19 protein-coding genes are annotated in these 18,359 nt (G+C 71.3%); 7 read left to right on the top strand and 12 right to left on the bottom strand.

All coding sequences use genetic code 11. From position 1 onward, the window contains the following. Positions 1 to 26: 26 nt before the first annotated feature. On the bottom strand, positions 27 to 1,148 hold the full coding sequence (locus tag V6S02_RS14515) for a Gfo/Idh/MocA family protein (RefSeq protein WP_336401412.1): 1,122 nt from the start codon (positions 1,146 to 1,148) through the stop codon (positions 27 to 29). Positions 1,149 to 1,310: 162 nt separating this feature from the next. On the opposite strand from V6S02_RS14515, the gene V6S02_RS14510 reads away from it, so the two are divergent. Together V6S02_RS14510 and V6S02_RS14505 are read left to right on the top strand one after the other, a co-directional pair. Continuing rightward, positions 1,311 to 1,544 (top strand): hypothetical protein, encoded by a 234-nt coding sequence (locus V6S02_RS14510; RefSeq protein ID WP_336401411.1) that lies wholly within the window; start codon positions 1,311 to 1,313, stop codon positions 1,542 to 1,544. Positions 1,545 to 1,554: 10 nt separating this feature from the next. Further along, the gene (locus tag V6S02_RS14505) at positions 1,555 to 2,034 is read left to right on the top strand and encodes a BLUF domain-containing protein (protein WP_336401410.1); all 480 of its coding nucleotides are present in this window, start codon (positions 1,555 to 1,557) and stop codon (positions 2,032 to 2,034) included. On the opposite strand, the gene V6S02_RS14500 is transcribed toward V6S02_RS14505, so the two are convergent. Next, positions 2,035 to 2,760, bottom strand: coding sequence for a ThuA domain-containing protein (locus tag V6S02_RS14500; protein ID WP_336401409.1), 726 nt, complete (start codon positions 2,758 to 2,760; stop codon positions 2,035 to 2,037). Between the two features lie 122 nt (positions 2,761 to 2,882). On the opposite strand from V6S02_RS14500, the gene V6S02_RS14495 reads away from it, so the two are divergent. The 3 genes from V6S02_RS14495 to V6S02_RS14485 are packed head-to-tail and all read left to right on the top strand — an operon-like array spanning position 2,883 to position 4,967. Next, positions 2,883 to 3,332 carry an SRPBCC domain-containing protein gene (locus V6S02_RS14495; RefSeq protein ID WP_336401408.1) on the top strand — a complete coding sequence of 150 codons (450 nt, stop codon included), beginning with the start codon at positions 2,883 to 2,885 and terminating at the stop codon, positions 3,330 to 3,332. A gap of 12 nt (positions 3,333 to 3,344) precedes the next feature. Then, on the top strand, positions 3,345 to 3,701 hold the full coding sequence (locus V6S02_RS14490) for a YciI family protein (protein ID WP_124292503.1): 357 nt from the start codon (positions 3,345 to 3,347) through the stop codon (positions 3,699 to 3,701). Between the two features lie 24 nt (positions 3,702 to 3,725). Beyond that, positions 3,726 to 4,967, top strand: a complete 1,242-nt coding sequence (locus V6S02_RS14485; RefSeq protein ID WP_336401407.1) for an RNA polymerase sigma factor — start codon at positions 3,726 to 3,728, stop codon at positions 4,965 to 4,967. Here V6S02_RS14485 and V6S02_RS14480 read toward each other — a convergent pair. The 4 genes from V6S02_RS14480 to V6S02_RS14465 are packed head-to-tail and all read right to left on the bottom strand — an operon-like array spanning position 4,952 to position 10,078. After that, positions 4,952 to 5,794, bottom strand: coding sequence for a DUF6671 family protein (locus tag V6S02_RS14480; RefSeq protein WP_336401406.1), 843 nt, complete (start codon positions 5,792 to 5,794; stop codon positions 4,952 to 4,954). The genes V6S02_RS14485 and V6S02_RS14480 overlap by 16 nt on opposite strands. Continuing rightward, positions 5,791 to 6,114 (bottom strand): P-II family nitrogen regulator, encoded by a 324-nt coding sequence (locus V6S02_RS14475; protein ID WP_124292500.1) that lies wholly within the window; start codon positions 6,112 to 6,114, stop codon positions 5,791 to 5,793. The genes V6S02_RS14480 and V6S02_RS14475 overlap by 4 nt, the downstream gene beginning before the upstream one ends. After that, positions 6,111 to 8,705 (bottom strand): DUF2309 domain-containing protein, encoded by a 2,595-nt coding sequence (locus V6S02_RS14470; protein ID WP_336401405.1) that lies wholly within the window; start codon positions 8,703 to 8,705, stop codon positions 6,111 to 6,113. The genes V6S02_RS14475 and V6S02_RS14470 overlap by 4 nt, the downstream gene beginning before the upstream one ends. Beyond that, positions 8,702 to 10,078, bottom strand: a complete 1,377-nt coding sequence (locus tag V6S02_RS14465) for a proton-conducting transporter transmembrane domain-containing protein (RefSeq protein WP_336401404.1) — start codon at positions 10,076 to 10,078, stop codon at positions 8,702 to 8,704. The genes V6S02_RS14470 and V6S02_RS14465 overlap by 4 nt, the downstream gene beginning before the upstream one ends. 89 nt (positions 10,079 to 10,167) lie before the next feature. Here V6S02_RS14465 and V6S02_RS14460 point away from each other — a divergent pair, with 89 nt between their 5' ends. Continuing rightward, on the top strand, positions 10,168 to 10,464 hold the full coding sequence (locus tag V6S02_RS14460) for a helix-turn-helix transcriptional regulator (protein ID WP_124292497.1): 297 nt from the start codon (positions 10,168 to 10,170) through the stop codon (positions 10,462 to 10,464). A gap of 114 nt (positions 10,465 to 10,578) precedes the next feature. Here the strand turns inward: V6S02_RS14460 and V6S02_RS14455 are convergent, their stop codons facing one another. Continuing rightward, positions 10,579 to 11,988 (bottom strand): pyridoxal phosphate-dependent decarboxylase family protein, encoded by a 1,410-nt coding sequence (locus V6S02_RS14455; RefSeq protein ID WP_336401403.1) that lies wholly within the window; start codon positions 11,986 to 11,988, stop codon positions 10,579 to 10,581. Between the two features lie 102 nt (positions 11,989 to 12,090). On the opposite strand from V6S02_RS14455, the gene V6S02_RS14450 reads away from it, so the two are divergent. After that, the gene (locus tag V6S02_RS14450) at positions 12,091 to 13,398 is read left to right on the top strand and encodes a cyanophycinase (protein WP_336401402.1); all 1,308 of its coding nucleotides are present in this window, start codon (positions 12,091 to 12,093) and stop codon (positions 13,396 to 13,398) included. 50 nt (positions 13,399 to 13,448) lie between these two features. Here the strand turns inward: V6S02_RS14450 and V6S02_RS14445 are convergent, their stop codons facing one another. The 5 genes from V6S02_RS14445 to V6S02_RS14425 are packed head-to-tail and all read right to left on the bottom strand — an operon-like array spanning position 13,449 to position 18,311. After that, entirely contained in the window at positions 13,449 to 14,306 is an 858-nt protein-coding gene (locus V6S02_RS14445; protein ID WP_124292494.1) for a MurR/RpiR family transcriptional regulator, read from the bottom strand. Positions 14,307 to 14,338: 32 nt separating this feature from the next. Continuing rightward, positions 14,339 to 15,529: a M20/M25/M40 family metallo-hydrolase gene (locus V6S02_RS14440; protein WP_336401401.1), complete on the bottom strand. Its 1,191-nt coding sequence runs from the start codon at positions 15,527 to 15,529 to the stop codon at positions 14,339 to 14,341. After that, on the bottom strand, positions 15,530 to 16,360 hold the full coding sequence (locus tag V6S02_RS14435; RefSeq protein ID WP_336401400.1) for an amino acid ABC transporter ATP-binding protein: 831 nt from the start codon (positions 16,358 to 16,360) through the stop codon (positions 15,530 to 15,532). It abuts the gene before it with no gap. Further along, positions 16,357 to 17,319, bottom strand: coding sequence for an amino acid ABC transporter permease (locus V6S02_RS14430; protein ID WP_336401399.1), 963 nt, complete (start codon positions 17,317 to 17,319; stop codon positions 16,357 to 16,359). The genes V6S02_RS14435 and V6S02_RS14430 overlap by 4 nt, the downstream gene beginning before the upstream one ends. A 14-nt stretch (positions 17,320 to 17,333) precedes the next feature. Further along, a complete protein-coding gene (locus tag V6S02_RS14425) occupies positions 17,334 to 18,311 on the bottom strand; it encodes an ABC transporter substrate-binding protein (protein ID WP_336401398.1) in 978 nt (325 codons plus the stop codon). Between the last annotated feature and the right edge of the window lie 48 nt (positions 18,312 to 18,359).

Here is an 18,359-nt window from a genome sequence, read left to right as displayed (position 1 = left end):
GATTGATGCGCGACGGGACGGGGCCCTCAGCGCGGCAGCGCGCCGAAACGCGTCAGGGGCACCGGCGTCGGCCGCTCGACCGTCGTCACCAGCTCGATCCAGCGTCGCTCGGCGGCGGCCTCGAGGAGCGAGGACATGATCTCGAGCACGTGCAGGGCCATCGCGCCGCTCGCGCGCCCGCCACCCGGGCGCACGAAGTCCACCAGACCGACACCGCGACCCGCCGCGACATAACCGGCTCCGACCGGGACCTCGGCCCACTCCTGTGCGCCGTGGCGTCGCATCCTCACCTGGCCGTCGAAGTGATTCGGGTCGGGCGCCTGCAGACTGCCCGCCTCGCCGTGCACCTCGATCGGCGGCGCTCCGGTTTCACCCCCGTCGAAGCTGAAGGTCACCGTCGAGATCGCCCCGCCCGCGTGCACGAGGGTGCCCGTGACGTGGGTGTCGACCTCGACAGGAATCTCCTCCCCCGCGCGGGGACCCGTGGCGATGCGGCGGACATCTCGCGAGCGCGAGGACGCTCCACTCACCCGCACGACCGGGCCGAGCAGCTGGACGAGTGACGTGAGGTAGTACGGCCCCATGTCCAGCAGCGGCCCACCCCCCTCGCGATAGTAGAAGTCGGGGTGCGGGTGCCACGACTCGTGGCCACCGGAGGTCCAGGTCGCGATCGCCGCCACCGGCCGGCCGATGAGGCCGGCATCCACAGCGGCGCGCGCGGTCTGGATGCCGGTGCCCAGCACCGTGTCGGGAGCCCCGCCGAGCCACGCACCCGCCGGGACGGCGTCGACGACACTTCGCGCATCGGCCAGGGTGGCCGCAAGAGGCTTCTCGCCGTAGACGTTCTTCCCTGCGGCGAGCGACTGCAGGGCGATCTCGGCGTGCGCCGCCGGGATGGTGAGGTTGAGCACCGTATCGACGCGCGGATCGGACATCAGGTCGGGAACGGACAGGGCCCGGCATCCGGGGATGCCGCGGGCCACCGCCTCGGCCCGGGCGATGTCGAGATCGGCGACGGCCACGACGGCGACGTCATCGCGACCCCGGAAGGTGGTGAGGTACTGACCCGAGATCACCCCGAGCCCCACGATGCCCACCCCGTGGGGCCGAGCGGTGGAACCTGGGTCACTGCCGGTCGACGTCGTCATCGATGCTTCCCTTCGCCTGCGAATCGGGCTCGTCCTGCCCTGTCAGGTTATCGGTCACACGCGTCGCGGCCGCGGGCCGACTACCGGACGGAGACCCGCGTGTGTCACCCTGAGGGTCACGCGTGGATCCACCGGCGCGCAACAGGATGAGTAGGCCAGCTCGTGAACCATCGAGGCAGCAGTCCTGGCGCAGGCGTGGTCTGGTCGCGTGTGGAAGACGGATTCCACGTCGGAAGCCGCAACGGCGCGTTGCTCGGATACATCATCCGAGAGCGCGACCGTCGGTTCACCGCCTACGACATGCGCTCTCGACCGGTCGGGAAGTACGCCGACCTGACCGAGGCGATGCACGGGCTGGTGGCCCTGACGCTCGGGATCGGCTACGAACGCAGATGAAGGAGACCGCGTGAGGGAAAGCGCAGCCACGCGTCCGCAAGGAACATCCGACGACCTCTTGTCGGTGCTCTACACCAGCACCTCCCATGAACCGCTGGACGACGGCCAGCTCACCGAACTGCTCAGGGCGAGCCGTGAGCGAAACGCCGCCGCCGGCATCACCGGCCTGCTCGTGTATCGCGCGGGACGCTTCTTCCAGGTGATCGAGGGCCCGGCCGCCGAGGTCCGCACGCTCTACGACAGCATCGCCGTCGACCCCCGTCATCACTCGGTGCGCACCCTGGTCGAAGACCGCGTCGACGAACGCCACTTCGCAGAGTGGACGATGGGCTTCGAGCGCGTCCCCGATCACGAGGAGACCGTCCCCCCGGGCTTCCGGAGCACCTTCGACGATCTGGATGACGTCGAAGGTGCCGCCCCGACGATCCGCGCGGCGCGGGAGCTCAGCCTGTGGTTCCGGGTGCGCTCGAGGGCGGCGACGTCGTTCTGATCAGGCCCGCTCGCACGCGGCCCACAGCATGCCGCGCTCGATGATCGAGCGCACCCGGTCGTCCTGCAGCACGTCGACACTGTGACCGGGGGTCGCCACGAACACCCGACCGCTCCCCCACGCTCGCGTCCAGACCGCGGGCGACGTGACCGGCCGGTGCCACGGCTGGTAGGGCTGCACCGGGTGGATGGTGGTCGCGAGCACGTCGTTGAGGTCGTCGTGGAGCACCCAGTACTGCTCGGTGACGAGGTCGAAGTCGCCGATGCCACGAGTGATCTCATGTTCGCGCCCGAGCGGGGTGATCTCGATCGTGTAGGGCAGGAAGTTGTCGGTCTCGTCGTTGACACGCTCGTCGGGGGCCTTCGCCGGATGTGTCGCGAACTGTCCGCCGATCAGCTGCAGGTAGTCGGAGCTGTTGCGGTACGAGTCGGCGATCCCGCCGTGCCAACCGGCGAGGCCGGTCCCCGACGCAACGGCGTCCATGAGGCCGCGGAGCGCATCGGCCGAGATCTCCGACATCGTCACGCTCTGCACGATGAGGTCGGTTTCGGCCATCGCCTGAGCATCGGCGTAGACGGCGTTGGAGTCCTCGATCCGCACCGCGAATCCCTGATCGCGCAGGAACGGCACGAAGAGGTCGGTCGCCGCGACCGGCTGGTGCCCTTCCCATCCGCCGCGCACGATGAGCGCACGGCGCTCGGGGTTGTCTCCTGCTCGATCGTTCACCGGTCACCCTTCCGCAACCCGGCACACACTACCCGCGAAGAACTTTTTTCGCGGGTTTGTCGAAACGTCGATGATTCGCGCGTCTTCCCGGTAGCGCCACCGTGGCGCGAAGAGAGGACATCATGTCGACCCAGAAGATCCAGCTCGCCATCAAGGCTCCGGCCGGGGAGGTCTGGCGCGCGCTCACGGACCCCGCGATCTCGCCCGCCTACTACTACGGCTTCGAAGCCCGCTTCCCGACGACCGCGGGAGAGCCATACTCGTACGTGATGGGCGGTCGCGAGGTCATCGCCGGCACCGTCACCGACTACGTCGAAGGGGAGCGTCTGGGCATGACCTTCCGTGGATCGTGGGCGCCGGATGTCGCCGAGCTCCCCGAGAGCCGCGTGACGTACGTGCTGTCGGACACCGCGATGGCGGTCCCGGGTCTGACTCAGCTCACGCTGACTCACGACGGCCTTCCCGAGAGCACCACCGCCGAGGACATCGAGCACGGCTGGGTGCTGATCCTCTCGGGCCTGAAGACGCTGCTCGAGACCTCGGCGCCGCTCGTGCCGGCGCCGACCGCCTAGGAAGGACACCCCATGCAGTTCGCGATCCTGGCGATGGAGGCCGAGGCCGACTACGCCGACCGCATCGATCCTGACCACGCCGAGGCCTACTGGGCGTCGTGGGCGGCCTACGTCGCGGCGCTTCAGGACAGCGGCATCATGTCGGCGGCCGCGGGACTGCAACCACCGGGTACGGCGACGACGCTTCGAAACCGAGGCGGTGACGTCGAGATCCAGGACGGCCCCTTCGCCGACGTCAAGGAGCACCTGGGCGGGATCTTCCTCATCGACGTCCCCGATCTCGACGCCGCGATGGCGTGGGCGGCGCGCTGCCCGGCGGCCGCGCGGGGGTCGGTGGAGGTCCGCCCGGTGCTGCCGCCGATGTCCTGATCCCGTGGCGTCCCCACACCGCGGATGATCCACCGCCACGACCCGGTCGGCGAGGCGCTCGCCGAGGCTCATCGAGAGCTCTTCGGGCGTCTCGTCGGCTGGCTGTTCCGCCGAGACGGCGATCTGCAGGCCGCAGAGGATGCCGTGGCGACGGCCTTCGCTCACGCCGTCACCGCCTGGCGGGCCGGCGGTGTGCCGCGGTCGGCTGAGGCCTGGCTGCGGGTTGCAGCGCGGAACGCCGCGGTCAGTGCCGCGCGGCGGCGCACCCGGGAGGTCTCCGTCGCCCCCGAGGAGATGACGGGCATGACCGCGAGCGACGACGCGGTCGCAGAAGGCGCGCCCACCCCCGACGACGTCCTCTCTCTGCTCTTCGTGTGCGCCCATCCGGCGATCGACGAACGACTGCACGCCCCTCTCATGCTGCAGGCGGTGCTCGCGGTCGACGCCGCACGAATCGCGGCGGTCTTCCTCGTTCCGCCGGCCACGATGGGTCAGCGCCTCAGCCGGGTGAAGATCAAGATCCGTGACGCCGGGATCCGCTACCGGATGCCTCCCGCCGAAGAGCTGCCGGGGCGGGTGGGGGCGGTGCTGCGCGCGATCTACGCCGCCTACGGATCATCCGATGCTCTCATCGACGATCTCGGCGGCGATCGTCCGGCACTTCGGGACGAGGCACTGCGGCTGGCCGAGATGATGGTGGCCCTGGTCCCCGAAGACCCCGAGGCCCGCGGGCTGCTGGCGCTGTTGCTCCACACCGAGAGCCGACGCCCTGCTCGCTTCGGCGAGGGCGGGTTCGTGCCGCTCGCCTCCCAGGACGCCCGGATCTGGTCGGCAGCGCTCCGCCGGCGCGGTGACGCCGAGCTCCGGCGCGCGGCGGCGCTCGGTCGACTCGGGCGATTCCAGCTCGAGGCGGCGATCAGCGCCGTGCACTCGGCGCGCGCCGAGACCGGCGTCACCGATTGGCAGGCGGTGGTCACGCTCTATCGCGGCCTCCTGCAGATCGCGCCGTCGGTCGGGGCGACGATCGGCGCCGCCGCGGCTCTGGTCGAGGTGGGCGATGTCGATGAGGCAGCGCGCATGCTCGCCGACCTGCCGCCGTCTGCCGTCGCCGCCCATCAGCCGTACTGGGTCTGTCTCGCTCGGGTCGAGGCGGCGCGTGGGCGACACGTCGAGGCGGATGCCGCGATGCGACGTGCGATCGGCCTGACCACCGACCCGAGAGTGAGGGCGTACCTCGTGGAGCGGTCCGCTCAGGGATTGCACTGATCGCACGATCCGGGATCGGCCCGGCCGTGCCCACGGCCCACCTCGACTCGCTCGTCGCAGAGTCCGCAGCCGTGCACGTCGGCGATGATCCGGCGGGTCGGTTCCCCGCACCACGCGCACGGCAGGCCCCGGATGACCGCGACCCGGCCGAATCCCGGAGTCCGACACGCCGGGCACGGGGTGGTCAACCGCGCGGCGAGCACCCACGCCAGGCGGCGGAGAACCCGCTGTCGTGAGGGGTTGTGGTGCGCGCGCAGGTCGCGCTCGAGGGTCATCGGGCCCGCCGAGCGAGCGACGGCGAACAGATCCTCGACGGCCGCGCGGTCGGTGATCCCCTTGTGCAGCGTGCCGTCCGGCATCCGGATGATCAGGGCGTTCTCGGGGAAGCCGAGTCGCCTCAGCCCCGCCTCGATGCCGACCCCCTCCCGCAGCGTCACCGGCGCCGGCACCGCCGCGAAGGCCCGGATCGTCTCCACGACGCGGGTCCCCCGCTCCTGATCGACGAAGACCGCGATCTCCTCGTGCATGACCGGGCCGAACCCGCCCGCGCTGGAGACGTACGACGCCTCACTCGCGAGTCCGAGGGCAGACCCCGACTCCTCGGTCGCCGCGACCGCCTTGGCCGTCGCGGCCGCCACCGGCGCAAGGGTTCTTGCGACCTCCCCGCTGAAGGTGCCGAGCAGGTCGGTGTCGAGCGCGCGCGTCGCCCGCGCCGTCATGCCGTGCCACCGCGCGAACGCGGGCGCGAACTGCCGCTCCTTGCCGTGCAGCGTGCCGACGGTGACGGTCCGTCCCTCGTAGGGCCGGGTCCTGGCGGGTGAGGTCACGCGAAGTAGTCGGGTCGGCTCACGGCCGTCGCCGAGACGAACATCACCCCCGACGTGCGATCGAGGATCGGCCGGATGCCCGCGACGATCGCATCCGCCCGATCGTCGGGCACCACCGTGATGAGGAGCGTCAGCGCATCGTGGTCGTTGAACAGCATCCGGCCGCCGCGCGCGCCGTGGTGGCCGAAGCCCGAGACGCCGGAGACCGAGGTGTACCCGCGGGCGCCGACGGAGCGGATGAGCTCGGCGACGTCTGCCGCATCGTCGCCGGGAACGACGATCTCGATCTTGGTCATGGGGGTCAGGGCGGTCGTGCTCATCGTGAAGCCTCCAGGTTCTCGAGGGTGGGAGCGGGGGTATCGGCCGGAACGGGTGCCAGGTCGGGTTCCTCCACCCAGCCGTAGGGTCCGAACCGCAGCCAGCGGTCGGTGTCGTGCTCACGGGCGCGCAGCGTGATCCACTCTTTGACGACGAGGTCGCGGACGACCTCCGCCGATTCCAGAAGGTGATTCAGGCGGGCGAAGGGCGCCTGCACGAACACCTGCAGGCGCACCGGCTCGTGAACGAGCTCGCCGCCGACCCCGACCGACTGCCATGGCAGGCCGATGCGCAGGTCGCCGCCATACCCCGAGAGCACGCCGACGGTTCCGACGACGTTGTGCAGGGGCTTGGGCCCGGCGCCGAATCGGTCGGGTGAGAGAGCGGATGCCGCGTACTGAGCGTTGATCCACTGCGCGACGATCATCGGGGCGGTGAGGATGGTCTCCAACCCCGAGCCGTCGGGGTCGGCGTCGGCGTCGTAGCTGTGGAGGAACGCCCGCCGGCCGAGGTCGTGTCCGGCGGTGATGCTTCGCGGTCCCACGATGAAGGCGGCGTTGCCCGCGAGGCCCCACTCGGGGTACACCTCGGCCCAGTCCGCCCCGCGACGGGCGGTCTCCCGCAGTGGATCCGCGCCGGGAGCGACCCCGGGCAGCAGGGCCAGCCGTTCCGCCGCATGGCCTGCGCGCGCGCGGCCCACCACCGCGTCGAGGCGCTCGACGTCGTCGGCGTGCGTCGCCGGGATCGCCCACGGCTCGAGCAGCCGCACACTGTCGGTGACGGTGTCGTGCTGAGCCGCGACGAAGAGCGTGTCGTCGGGGATGCGGATGCCGCGCTCGGCGAGCCGGGCACGGGTGGGCGGGTCGTTGAAGACCAGGGCGGCCGCCCGGGCGTTGGGCGCGCCCTCGTGTCCGCCGCAGGCACCGCACTGCAGGGCCGACGCGTAGGGGTTGTTCGTCACCTCCGCGCCATGACCGGCGAGCACGACGAGGCGGGCGAAGCCGTCGACGAGACCCATCATGCGCAGGGCCGCCTCGGCGTAGAGCACCCGTTCGTCGAGATCCATCGCGACATCCGCGTCGAGTCGGGTCGCCGGTTTGGCCGGCAGCAGACGACCGACCCGCTCTGCGAGCGCCCGCCATCCGGTCGGGCTGACGGTGCGGGCAGCCATCGCCGGGCCCATGAGCCACCCGGCGGTCTCGGCCAGGGCGAAGGGCGTGATCGTCGATTCCTTGACCCGCCCGAACGTGCCGCGCAGGGCGTGACCGCCGGCGAGCCGCTCCTGCCAGCGGGCGAGGGGCTCGCGGTCGGAGGAGGATTCGGTCACCGCGCGGCGCGGCGTGAGGAGGACGGGGCACGAGGCGACGGCCGGCCCACCCGCAGCGCTGCGGAACGAGATCGGCACGGCGAAGAAGCCGGCGAAGCCGAGAGTTTCGACGTGCCCCGCCGCTTCGAGGTGGCGGCGGATGCCCTCGGACCGCGGGTCGATGCAGAACACCGCCTGAGCGAGCGGTCGTCCGGTTGCCGGACCGACGGGCCGCAGCACGGGAGCGACGACGGGGGCGAGACGCCGGGCGACACCCCGCTCGTAGGCCTCCTGCCAGATCGCCCGCCGACTCGCCGGGTCGACGAGGCTGAGCACGCGCGCCAACGCCTGCCGCACCGCGGGATCGGTGACATCGACGCCCGCCGCCCGGCCGACGGCGTCGATCCTGTCGTCGCCGGGCGCCGCCGGGGCCTGCGCAGCGCCGACGTACCCGAGCTCCTCGGGCGAGAGGTCGCGGTCGGCGAGGAGGAGGGACTCGAGGGTGACCCTCATCGCGACGAGCGCGGTCACCGACATCCGCTCGTCCCCCGTCATCGCGGCATGGCGCACTGCGGCCGTCCAGCCGGGCTGCGCCAGCACATGCGCGCGCAGGTACTGCGTCGCGGTCGCGTCGTCCCATTCCCACCGGGAGAGCACGTCGGCGATGGCGTCTTCGGGGTGCGTCGCCGACCATCGGATGCCGGAGCGCACGCGCCGCGGCAGACGCAGGTCGAGCGGCGCGAGCCGGCGCCAGGCCTCCCAGAGCCCGCCGTCTTCGGGCCCCCGAGCCCAGGAGGCCTCGGCGAAGGCGGCGCTCAGCCAGCGGCCGATGTGCTCGTCGATGCGCGCGTGCGCCTTCGGCGCCCGGAGCGCGGCCGGCGTCTGAAGCGCGGGGCGCGGCGAGGCGTCCGCGGGCGCGTGGCACAGGTCGATCAGGAGCAGCTCTCCGACCGTCACCTCCGTCTCACCGCAGCAGAGGATGCGGGGGCTCCGCGCCTCGGCGACGTGGAAGGCGATCGCACGGCGGAGGTCGTCTGGGGTGATCCGTCCCGCAGCCAGGAGCTGCCGGAACACGGGCTCGGGGTGCGTGAGGCCCGCGCCGTGGTCGGCCGCGACCGCGCGGATGGCGTCTTCGAAGCTCAGGCGTTCATAGTCGGCGACGGGGTTTCGCGCGATGAAGGTCTCGAGCGGGTAGTGCGGCGAGATGGCGCGCGCCGCGGCGGCGACCATGCCGCGGATCGCGGCGCGCTGCTCGAGGACGCTGTCGTGCAGGGAGGGGAGGGTCATGACGCGCTCCGGTATTCACGAGGGCCGGATGATCCGGCGGGAACGGACGAGGAGACCGGCAGGGGCGGACGCCCCCAGCCGAGGGCGAAGACGTACGCGCGATCGGCGAGTGCACCCCGCGCCCGCGCGAGGAGGGCGACCGCGACGCCGGCGACGAAGGTCGCGACGGCCAGCGTGGCCGGCATCGCCGCAGCGGCGGGCGGAAGACCCAGGATGCCGCCGAGATCGGCGACCGCGAAGACGTAGGTCGCGACAGCTCCGCCGACGAGTGCCACGCCGGCCAGCCGGGCCCCGGCGGGAAGCGCGCCCCCCGCGAGCTGCGCGGCGGCGACGGCGGCGGTGGTGACGACGAACAGCAGAAGCACCGCCGACGGGCTCGTCCACGCCGCCGTACCGACCACCGCGGTGGCGGCGACGGCGATCACCGCGAGGGCGGCGAGGAGCGGCATCCGGCGGTCGTGGTCTCTGCGAGGAGCGGCACGACCGGCCACCGCCCGCTCCACGGCCGACCCGGCGCCCAGGAAGAGGCTCGCCTTGAACAGCGCGTGCCCGATCACGTGCACCAGGGCGACGGCGAAGGCGCCCAGGCTGCACGCGAGGAGCATGAATCCCATCTGCGCCGCCGTGGACTGGACGAGCCTGCCTTTCACGTCGCTTCGGGTGAGCATCGCCGCTCCGGCGATGACGACCGTGAGGGCTCCGGCGATACCGACGACGAGGGGGCCGGCGAGGGACGGAACGGCGTCGGTGCGCAGCAGCAGCAGAGCCCCGGCGTTGACGAATCCGGCGTGGAGGAGGGCCGAGACCGGTGTCGTGCTCGCGACCGTCGCGGGCAGCCACCCATGGAAGGGCACCGACGCGGCGCGGGCGACGGCGGCGACCGCGATCAGCGCGCCCACGGCGCTGGCCGTCGCGGGCTCGATGTCGGCGAGCGCGGCGAACTGCGTCGTCCCCAGCGCCGCGAGCGACAGGACGACCGCGCCCCACACCGCGAGATCTCCGATCAGGAAGGCGACGGCGGCGCGGCGGACCGCCACCACGGTCTGCGGGGCACCGCCCGTGGCGAGGAGGAGCGCCATGACGACGCTCGCAACCGTCCAGCCCGCGGCGAGGACGACGAGGGTCGACGCGGTGACGGTGACGACGCTCGCCAGCGCGAAGACCGACGACAGGGCGAGGAAGCGGCCGGCGCGCGGATCACCGCGCAGGTGCCGCCTGCTGAAGGACTGCACCACCGCCGTCAGACCCACCACGAGCACGGCGAGGGCGGCTCCGACGACGTCGCCGCGCACGAAGGCGACGGCGAGACCACCGAGAAGGGTGACGACAAGCACCATGGTCGGCGCGAGAGAGCGGAGGGTGGGCCAAGTCATGCGTCGCACATTACCTGTATTGCATTGCCGGTGTCAAAGCACACGTTTCAGATATCCGCCGTGCCGACACTCCCGCGTAGAATCGAGGCATGAGCGGATGGACCTTCATGACCAATCACGCTCACGTGCTCATCTACGTCGCCCGCGATCCGGGCGCGCGGGTGCGCGACATCGCCGATGCCGTCGGCATCACCGAGCGAACGGCGCAGGGGATCCTCAGCGACCTCGTCGACGCCGGCTATCTGCGTCGCGAGAAGTCGGGGCGGCGCAATCGCTACGAGTGCGTCGAAGACCTGCCGCTGCGGCATCCGATCGAAAGCGACCATCTGATCGGCGAGCTGTTGGCGACCCTCACCAAGCCCGGCCCCCGGGCCTCGGCCGACTGACGGACGCAGGGCGCAGCCGCTCGGCACGTCGAGACCCACCCGCGCGGCCGAGACCTGTCGTGACGCGGTCGGTCGCGGCGGAAGGAGTCGGCCCCGACGACCGAAGATGCAGGGTCAGACCAGCGAGTCGAGGATCTCGCCGAGCAGCTCGTCGGTGGTGAGCGGTGAGATGAGGGCGATCCGCAGCACGGGCTCGCCCCGGTGGGAACTCGGCACGACAAACGCGCGCTGCTCGTCGAGCAGCCTGTCCGACCACGCCTCGTAGTCGGCGAGCGACCACCCCTCACGGCGGAACACCACCACCGACAGGTCGGGCTCGCGGACGAGGGTGAGGCCGGGGCGACGGCGGATGTCGTCGGCGAGACGCTTCGCCCGCGAGACCGCATCGGCGATCGTCGTGCGGTACTGCTCGGTGCCGTGCACGGCGAGCGAGAACCACAGCGGCAGGCCGCGGGCGCGTCGGGTGAGCTGAATGGCGAGGTCGGAGGGGTTCCAGTCGAGCGAGTCGGTGAGGGTGTCGAGGTACTCGGCCTTCTGGGTGTGCGCCTGGATCGCCGGCACCGGGTCGCGGTAGATCAGGGCGCAGGCGTCGAAGGGGGCGAACAGCCACTTGTGCGGGTCGACGATGACCGAATCGGCCTGCTCCACGCCGGCGAACAGCGGTCGCGAGGCGGGCGAGAGCATCGCCGCGAGTCCGTAGGCGCCGTCGACGTGGAACCACACCCCGGCGTCCTTGGCCGCGTCGGCGATCGAGGCGATGTCGTCGACGATGCCGAAGTTCGTCGTTCCGGCTGTCGCGACCACGGCGAACACCCGATCGCCGTGGTCGTCCAGCACCGCGCGCACGGCCGCGCCGTGCAGCTTGCCGTCGTCACCCACGGCCGCGGTCAGCACGTCGACATCCATCACGGCGGCGGCCGACGCGATCGACGAGTGCGCCTCGGCGCTGCAGACCACGGCCCAGCGGGCGGGAGCCGGCCGCTCGGTGTCGGCGGCGCGCCGGCGCGCGTGGTCACGCGCCGTGACGAGGGCGGAGAGGTTTCCGATGGTCCCGCCCTGCACGAACACCCCGCCCGCCGAGGCGGGGAGGCCGAACTCGCCGGCGAGCCACCGGAGCACCTCGTTCTCGGCGAAGACCGCCCCCGAGCCCTCCATCCACGAGCCGCCGTAGATCGCGGATGCCGATACGACGACATCGAACGCCAACGCGGCCTTCGACGGCGCCGACGGGATGAAGGAGAGGTAACCGGGGTGATCGGTCGACAGGCAGGCGGGAGCGAGCACGTGCTCGAACAGCGCAAGGGCGCGCTCGGACCCCATGCCGTCGGGTCGGATGGAGTCGCCGGCGAGCCGGCGGAGGTCTGCCAGGCGCATCGCGCGATCGAGGGGCACGTCGGAGTAGAGCGCGCGCCGACGCGCATATTCGAGGACCTGGTCGACGACGGCCGTCGTCTGCGGGGTGATCGCGTGCATCCGCGCGGCGGTGTCGAGGCCCGAGGAGGGCAATTCGGGCGCTCGCGTCATCGGGAGACCTCTTCCGTCGTTATGTAATGTGCGTTAGCTTCAGTCATGAAGATACCGAATCCGTATCGTACATTTCACCGTCGTCGTTTCGAAGGAGAAACCGTGACCTCATCCGCTCGCACGTGGGGCGTTCTCGCTCTATCCTGCGCCATGATCGTCGGCGTCGCCGCCCCCGCGACCGCCGCCCCGCTGAACCGGTCGAAGCCCCTCGACCCGCATGCCGTTCTCATCGGCGGCAATCTCAAGGAGAACGCAGAGATCCTCCAGACGATCGTCGACCTCGCAGACCCCGACGGAACCGGACCCGCGCGCCCGCGGATCGCGATCGTGACGGCGGCGTCGTCGACGGCGCGGACCCCCGCCGAGGCCGCCGACGCGACGCTCAACAACGCCGCAGCGAACGGGCTCTACTACGCCGAGCTCTTCGGACGCTTCGGCGCGGACACCTACGCCGTGCCGATCGACACCCGTGCCGACTACGACGGAGACGCCTACTCCCCCGCGCGCGCCTCCGATCCCGAGGTGGCGGCGCAGATCGCGGCCTCGACGGGCGTGTTCTTCGGCGGTGGCGATCAGATGCGATACGTCCGGACGCTGTTCACCTGCGACGACGCCGAGCTCGAAGCCTTCACCTCGTGCACCGATACTCCGGCGATGACGGCGATCCGTCAGGTTGCAGGTCGCGGGGTCGTGGCCGGCGTGAGCGCGGGTCTGACGATCCAGCAGGGCGCCGACATGATCACGGGCGGTGAGTCCTACCAGGCGCTGCGAGACGGCGCGACCCCCGGCTATCTCGACGACGCCACCGCCCTGGGGTACCTCCCCTTCGGCGGTTTCGGCTTCGTGGACGGCGTGCTCCTCGACAGCCACTTCACGACGTGGGGCCGGCAGGGGCGCGCGGCGAAGCTGGCGCTCGAGACGGGGAACCCGTACGTCCTCGGCGTCGACGAGACCACGGCGGTGGTGCTCGACCGCGATGACCACGAGGGGCGCGTGATCGGCGAACACGGCGCCTCGATCCTCGACGTGACCCGCGCGACGGTCACCGATACCGGGATCGAGAATGTGCGGTGGAGCTACGCCAGCGCCGGAGACGAGATCGACCTGCGCGGTCGGGCCGAGGTCGAAGACGCGCGCGGCGCGAAGAAGCTGAAGCCCCGGGGCGCCGATGCGGCCGTACGCACGGATGTCTGGGACTCGATCGACGGCGACGGCGGCGTCTACTCCCTACGCGATCTGGCCCGGGAGGTCGCCGCGTCACGGACCGGCGTCGGCACGGGTGTGAGCTTCGAGGGTGAGCCGCGGTTCGAGACCGTGCTCACGCGCGATCGGAAGACCGACGTCTGGACGACTCCCGCGGGCGCCGTGTCGTTCTCCGACCTCCGGATGGACATCCGCGTCGCCGACTGACCGCGCGCGGCCTTGTTCGGGGCGTCCCGCCTTCGCGGGGCGCCCCGAACTCAGTAGAGACCGAGATCGGCGGCGGCCCGATCGGCCCGCGCCATCCGGTCCACCGCCGCGTCGCCGAGGCGCTCGAAGCAGCCGGCGACCACCGTCTCGATGAGTGCGAGCGCGGGCGTCAGGGCGTCGAACGGCGACGGGGCGGCCGTTTCGCTCGCGAGCACCACGTCGGCTTCCGACGCGATCGGCGAGAGGAACGTATCGGTGAACAGCACCAGGACGGCGTGGCGCTCGCGCGCGAGCCTCGCGAGCCGAAGCGTGGCCTCCTCGTAGCGTCGGTAGTCGAACAGCACCACGACGTCCCGCCGCCCGAGGTCGTCGACCATCGCCGCCCGCGCGGACGGTTGGTCGGAGAGCATCCGCACCCGCGGGCGGAGTTGCTCCAGATGCAGTGCCAGAATGCGACCGAGCAGGTTGCTGTAGCGTCCGCCGGCGATGACCACCGAGCCGGAGGCGTGAGAGACGAGCTCCACGCAGCGCTCGAGGTCATGGGTGTTCACCTCGTCGAACGTGCGCTGCACCGTTCCCGTGGTGATCGCCGCGGCCCGGTCGCGCAAGCTCTGTGGTTCGGAATCGGAGGGCGGGCGCGACGCGAGGATGCGCAGCGGCGACGCCGAACGCTCGTCGAGGTCGTGGCGGAGGGCCTCCTGGAAATCGGGGAACCCCCGATAACCGAGGCGATGCACGAACCGCAGCACGGTGGGGCCGCTCACCCCCGCACGCTCGGCGAGACGTGCCACCGTCTCGAATCCCGCGGACGGGTAGGCGGAGAGCAGCACCCGAGCGACCTTGCGCTCGGCGGGCGAACAGTCCGCCATCCCGCGCCGGATGGACTCTGCGACACCGGCATCGGTCATCTGCGGCACCTCCGCCCTCGACAGTACTGCCCTCATCCCTCCGCGATGCGGACGACGAGTCCGGCGAGCAGCGCGACACGTTCGGGAACCGAGGCGAGATCGAGCCACTCGGCCGGGGAGTGGTCGTCACCTCCGATCGGGCCCAGTCCGTCGAGGACCGGAACGCCGAGCGCCGCGACGAAGTTGGCGTCCGAGACGCCGCCGGTTGCCGCGCCGCCGAGAGAGAAGCCGAGTTCGGCGGCGACGTCACGCGCCGCCGTGAAGAGCGTCGCCGTAGCCGTCGGCTCCAGCGGCGGACATAGTGCCTCCGTGCGGAACGCGGTGACGACACCGGCGACCGTCGGCGCGTTCGCGCGCCGCTCGAGCGCGCGCAGCGTCTGCTCGAGATATCCCGCACCGAACGCCCGGACCTCTCCGCTCAGCCGGGCTGCAGCGGGAACGACGTTGGGCCGATCCCCGGCCGCGACGACGCCGATGTTGACCGTTACCTCGCCCTCGCGCGCCAGCTCGTGCGCGTCCAACAGCAGACGGGCCGCCTCGACGGCGGCGTCGGCGCCCCGCTCGGGCTCCACACCGGCGTGCGCCGCACGCCCCGACACGTCGAAACGCACATCGGCGACACCCTTGCGAGCGATGACGACATCGCCGCTCTCCCGCGCGCATTCCAGGCACAGCGCGGCGTCGACTCCTGTCCCCACGGCTCGGAGCAGACCGCCGGAGGCGGGCGCCCCGACCTCCTCGTCGGGGGTGAAGGCGAGGATGAGCTCGCCGTACCCGACGTATCCGGCGCGATCCAGCACATCGGCGGCGTGGATCCCGGCGAGCAGCCCGCCCTTGTCGTCGCTCACCCCCGGGCCGAAGGCGCGGCCTCCCGATTCCCGGTAGGGGCGCAGGTCCGCGGTGCCGTCGGCGAAGACGGTGTCCATGTGGGCGAACAGCAGGATGCGGCGCGTACCGGTGCCGCGGCGTCGACCCACCACGACGCGGCCGAAGCGTCGACCGTCGACGACCGGCGTCGGCAGGGACTCGACGGCGAACCCGGCCGCGTCGAGCCGGGCCGCACACCACGCACCTACGGCGTCGACCCCGTCCGGGGAGTACGACCCCGAGTCGATCCCGACCAGGTGCGCCAACTCCCGCCGATATCGTGCGAGGTGCTCGTCGGCGTACGCGCGCAGCACTGCGGCGGATGCCGACGCCGCGGCATCCGTCTGGAACAGCACTTACAGGACCTTCGCCAAGAACGCCCGGGTCCGCGCTTCGCGTGGGTCACCGAGCACCTGAGCCGGATCACCCTGCTCGACCACGACGCCACCATCCATGAAGACCGCCACGTCGCCGACCTCGCGGGCGAATCCGATCTCGTGCGTGACGACGATCATCGTCATGCCCGAGTCAGCGAGATCGCGCATCACATCCAGCACGTCGCCGACGAGTTCGGGGTCGAGCGCCGACGTCGGCTCGTCGAAGAGCATGACCTCGGGATCCATCGCCAGTGCCCGCGCGATGGCGATCCGCTGCTGCTGTCCACCCGAGAGGGCACTGGGGTAGGCACCGGCCTTGTCGGCGAGCCCCACCCGCTCGAGCAGGTGATGAGCCCGCTCCCTGGCCGCGGCGCGCGACTGCCCGCGCACCTGGGTCGGCGCCTCGATGATGTTCTCCAGCGCCGTCATGTGCGGGAAGAGGTTGAACCGCTGGAAGACCATGCCGACGCCACGGCGCTGGCGCGCGACGTCCTTCTCCTTCAGCTCGTACAACTTGCCGCCCCGTTCGGCGTAGCCGACCGTGCGACCGGCGACCCGGATGAGCCCGGCGTCGATCTTCTCGAGGTGGTTGATGCACCGGAGGAAGGTCGACTTGCCCGACCCCGAGGGTCCGAGCAGGCACGCGACCTGGCCGCGCTCGACCTGAAGCGTGATGCCCTTGAGCACCTCCAGCGACCCGAACCGCTTGTGCACATCGCGGGCATCGATGATGGCGGTCTCGGATGCCGCGGGGACGGATGCCGCCGCCGCGGCGTGCTCACGCACCGGTGAGGTCACGGGGGTGGTCATTTCGTGCCGCCTTTCCAGGTGCGAAGGAGTCGGAGAGTGCTGCTCTCGCGCGCGCCCGCGACGCCGCGCCCGTAGCGGCGCTCGAGCCAGGCCTGCGGCACGGCGAGGATGCTCGTGAGAGCGAGGTACCAGATCGCGGCGACGATGAGGAGCGGGATGATCTTGAAGTTCTGGGCGTAGGCGGCCTGCAGGTTCGACATGAGGTCGCGCCCCGCGATCACCGACACCAACGCGGTGGTCTTCAGCATGGTGATGACCTCGTTCCCCATCGGCGGCACGATCACGCGCATCGCCTGCGGGAGCACGATCCGCCGCATGGTGCGCGCCGGGGTCATCCCGAGCGAGTGCGCAGCCTCGGTCTGGCCGTGATCGACCGACTGGATGCCGGCACGCACGATCTCAGAGGCGTAGGCCATCTCGTTCAGGCCCAGGGCGAGGAGCGCGGCGACCGTCGCGGGGATGAGGTCGCTGGTCGAGACCGACCAGAATTCCACGCTCGTGAACGGGATGCCGATGACGATCTTCGGCAGGAACGCGCCGATGAAGCCCCAGAAGATCAGCTGGAGGAGCACCGGGGTTCCGCGGAACACCCAGACGAACAGGCCCGCGACCACGCGGAGTACCGGGTTGGGCGAGAGGCGCATGATCGCCACGACGACTCCACCACCGAGCCCGATCGCCATGGCCGCGACGGTGAGGAAGATGGTCGTCGCGAGGCCCTGGAGCGTGAGCGGCGCGAAGAGGTACTCCCCCACCGTCGGCCAGTCGAGGTTGGGGTTCTGGGCGAATCCCAGGAGGAGCGCTGCGGCGAGGATCCCCACGATTGCGCCGGAGATCCATCGCCCCGGGTGCCGGAGGGGCACCGCGGTGATGGGTGCGGGCGCCGGGCGCGCGGGCTCCCCGGCGCGGGCGGGAGGAAGAGGCGTGGGTGTGTCGACCGGGATCGAGGACGTGACCATCGGTGCTCCCCCGCTCAGGAGGCGGACTCGGCGGCGGCGTTGATGGTCGCCGCGTCGACGCCGATGCCCTCGACGCCGAACTCGGCGAGGATCGTGGTGTACGTGCCGTCGTCCATCAGGCTCTGCAGCGCCGCCTGGATGGCCTCGGCGAACTGCTCGTTCTCCTTGAGCACGCCGATCCCGTTCAGCGTCGCGTCGTAGCCGTTGGGGGCCGTGGGGTCCTCCACCACCATGAACGTCTCACCGTCGTTCGTCGTCTTGGCGACGAAACCGGCACTGGGCTTGGTCAGCAGCGACGCGACGGCCTTGCCGGCCGTGATCGCCAGCTGGGCATCGGAGTCCGATGGGAACTCGGCGAGCGAGATCGGGTCGAGACCCTCGGCCTCGCATTCGGCCTGCCAGACATCGGTGACCAGTTCGACCTGCCTGGTGGCGGTCTGCACGGCGACATCCTTGCCGCAGAGGTCGAGGTAGGTCTCGATGTCGTCGGGATTCCCGGCGCGGGTGAGGATGCCGGTGCCCGATGCCGAGTAGTCCACGAACGTCAGCACGTCCATACGCTCGACGCTCGAGGTCATCGCCGAGATGGTGAGGTCGTAGTTGCCGGCCTGGAGGGCGGGGATGATGCCGTCGAAGCCCTGCTGGGCGAACTCGACGTCGATGCCGAGCTTGGCGCCGATCGCCTTCCCGAGGAGGATGTCGACGCCGGTGAGCTCTTCGGAGCCCTCCTCGACGAACATCTCGAACGGGGCGTAGGGCGCGTCGGTGGCGGCGGTGACACGGCCGGCCTCGGCGATGTCATCGGGCAGGAGCGCGCGGGCGCCGTCGTCGACGGCGACCTCGATGCCGAGGATGTCCACGGGACCGGCGGCCCCGTCGGAAGAGGCGCTCTCAGAACCGGCCGCGGCTGCGCAGCCGGCCAGGAGGGCGCCGCTCGCGGCAAGCGCGGTGGCGGCGAGGATCGCGCGGTGGGGGCGGGGGAAGTGTGCCATCGGTGTGGACCTTTCTGCGGAGCGCTCATCGTCGGGCGTCGCGGTCCA

This window comes from Microbacterium sp. CCNWLW134 (assembly GCF_037083565.1).
Lineage (GTDB): Bacteria > Actinomycetota > Actinomycetes > Actinomycetales > Microbacteriaceae > Microbacterium.
Note: the sequence above shows the minus strand (reverse complement) of the source record. Positions and strands in the feature narration are given on the sequence as shown.

Excerpts from the sequence above, each read along its gene's own strand:
- V6S02_RS14485 (WP_336401407.1), top strand. The coding sequence starts at position 3,726 with ATGATCCACCGCCACGACCCGGTCGGCGAGGCGCTCGCCGAGGCTCAT.
- V6S02_RS14470 (WP_336401405.1), bottom strand. The coding sequence starts at position 8,705 with ATGACCCTCCCCTCCCTGCACGACAGCGTCCTCGAGCAGCGCGCCGCG.
- V6S02_RS14445 (WP_124292494.1), bottom strand. The coding sequence starts at position 14,306 with ATGACCGATGCCGGTGTCGCAGAGTCCATCCGGCGCGGGATGGCGGAC.
- V6S02_RS14435 (WP_336401400.1), bottom strand. The coding sequence starts at position 16,360 with ATGACCACCCCCGTGACCTCACCGGTGCGTGAGCACGCCGCGGCGGCG.
- V6S02_RS14460 (WP_124292497.1), top strand. The coding sequence starts at position 10,168 with ATGAGCGGATGGACCTTCATGACCAATCACGCTCACGTGCTCATCTAC.
- V6S02_RS14490 (WP_124292503.1), top strand. The coding sequence starts at position 3,345 with ATGCAGTTCGCGATCCTGGCGATGGAGGCCGAGGCCGACTACGCCGAC.
- V6S02_RS14430 (WP_336401399.1), bottom strand. The coding sequence starts at position 17,319 with ATGGTCACGTCCTCGATCCCGGTCGACACACCCACGCCTCTTCCTCCC.
- V6S02_RS14495 (WP_336401408.1), top strand. The coding sequence starts at position 2,883 with ATGTCGACCCAGAAGATCCAGCTCGCCATCAAGGCTCCGGCCGGGGAG.
- V6S02_RS14425 (WP_336401398.1), bottom strand. The coding sequence starts at position 18,311 with ATGGCACACTTCCCCCGCCCCCACCGCGCGATCCTCGCCGCCACCGCG.
- V6S02_RS14465 (WP_336401404.1), bottom strand. The coding sequence starts at position 10,078 with ATGACTTGGCCCACCCTCCGCTCTCTCGCGCCGACCATGGTGCTTGTC.
- V6S02_RS14515 (WP_336401412.1), bottom strand. The coding sequence starts at position 1,148 with ATGACGACGTCGACCGGCAGTGACCCAGGTTCCACCGCTCGGCCCCAC.
- V6S02_RS14475 (WP_124292500.1), bottom strand. The coding sequence starts at position 6,114 with ATGAGCACGACCGCCCTGACCCCCATGACCAAGATCGAGATCGTCGTT.
- V6S02_RS14455 (WP_336401403.1), bottom strand. The coding sequence starts at position 11,988 with ATGACGCGAGCGCCCGAATTGCCCTCCTCGGGCCTCGACACCGCCGCG.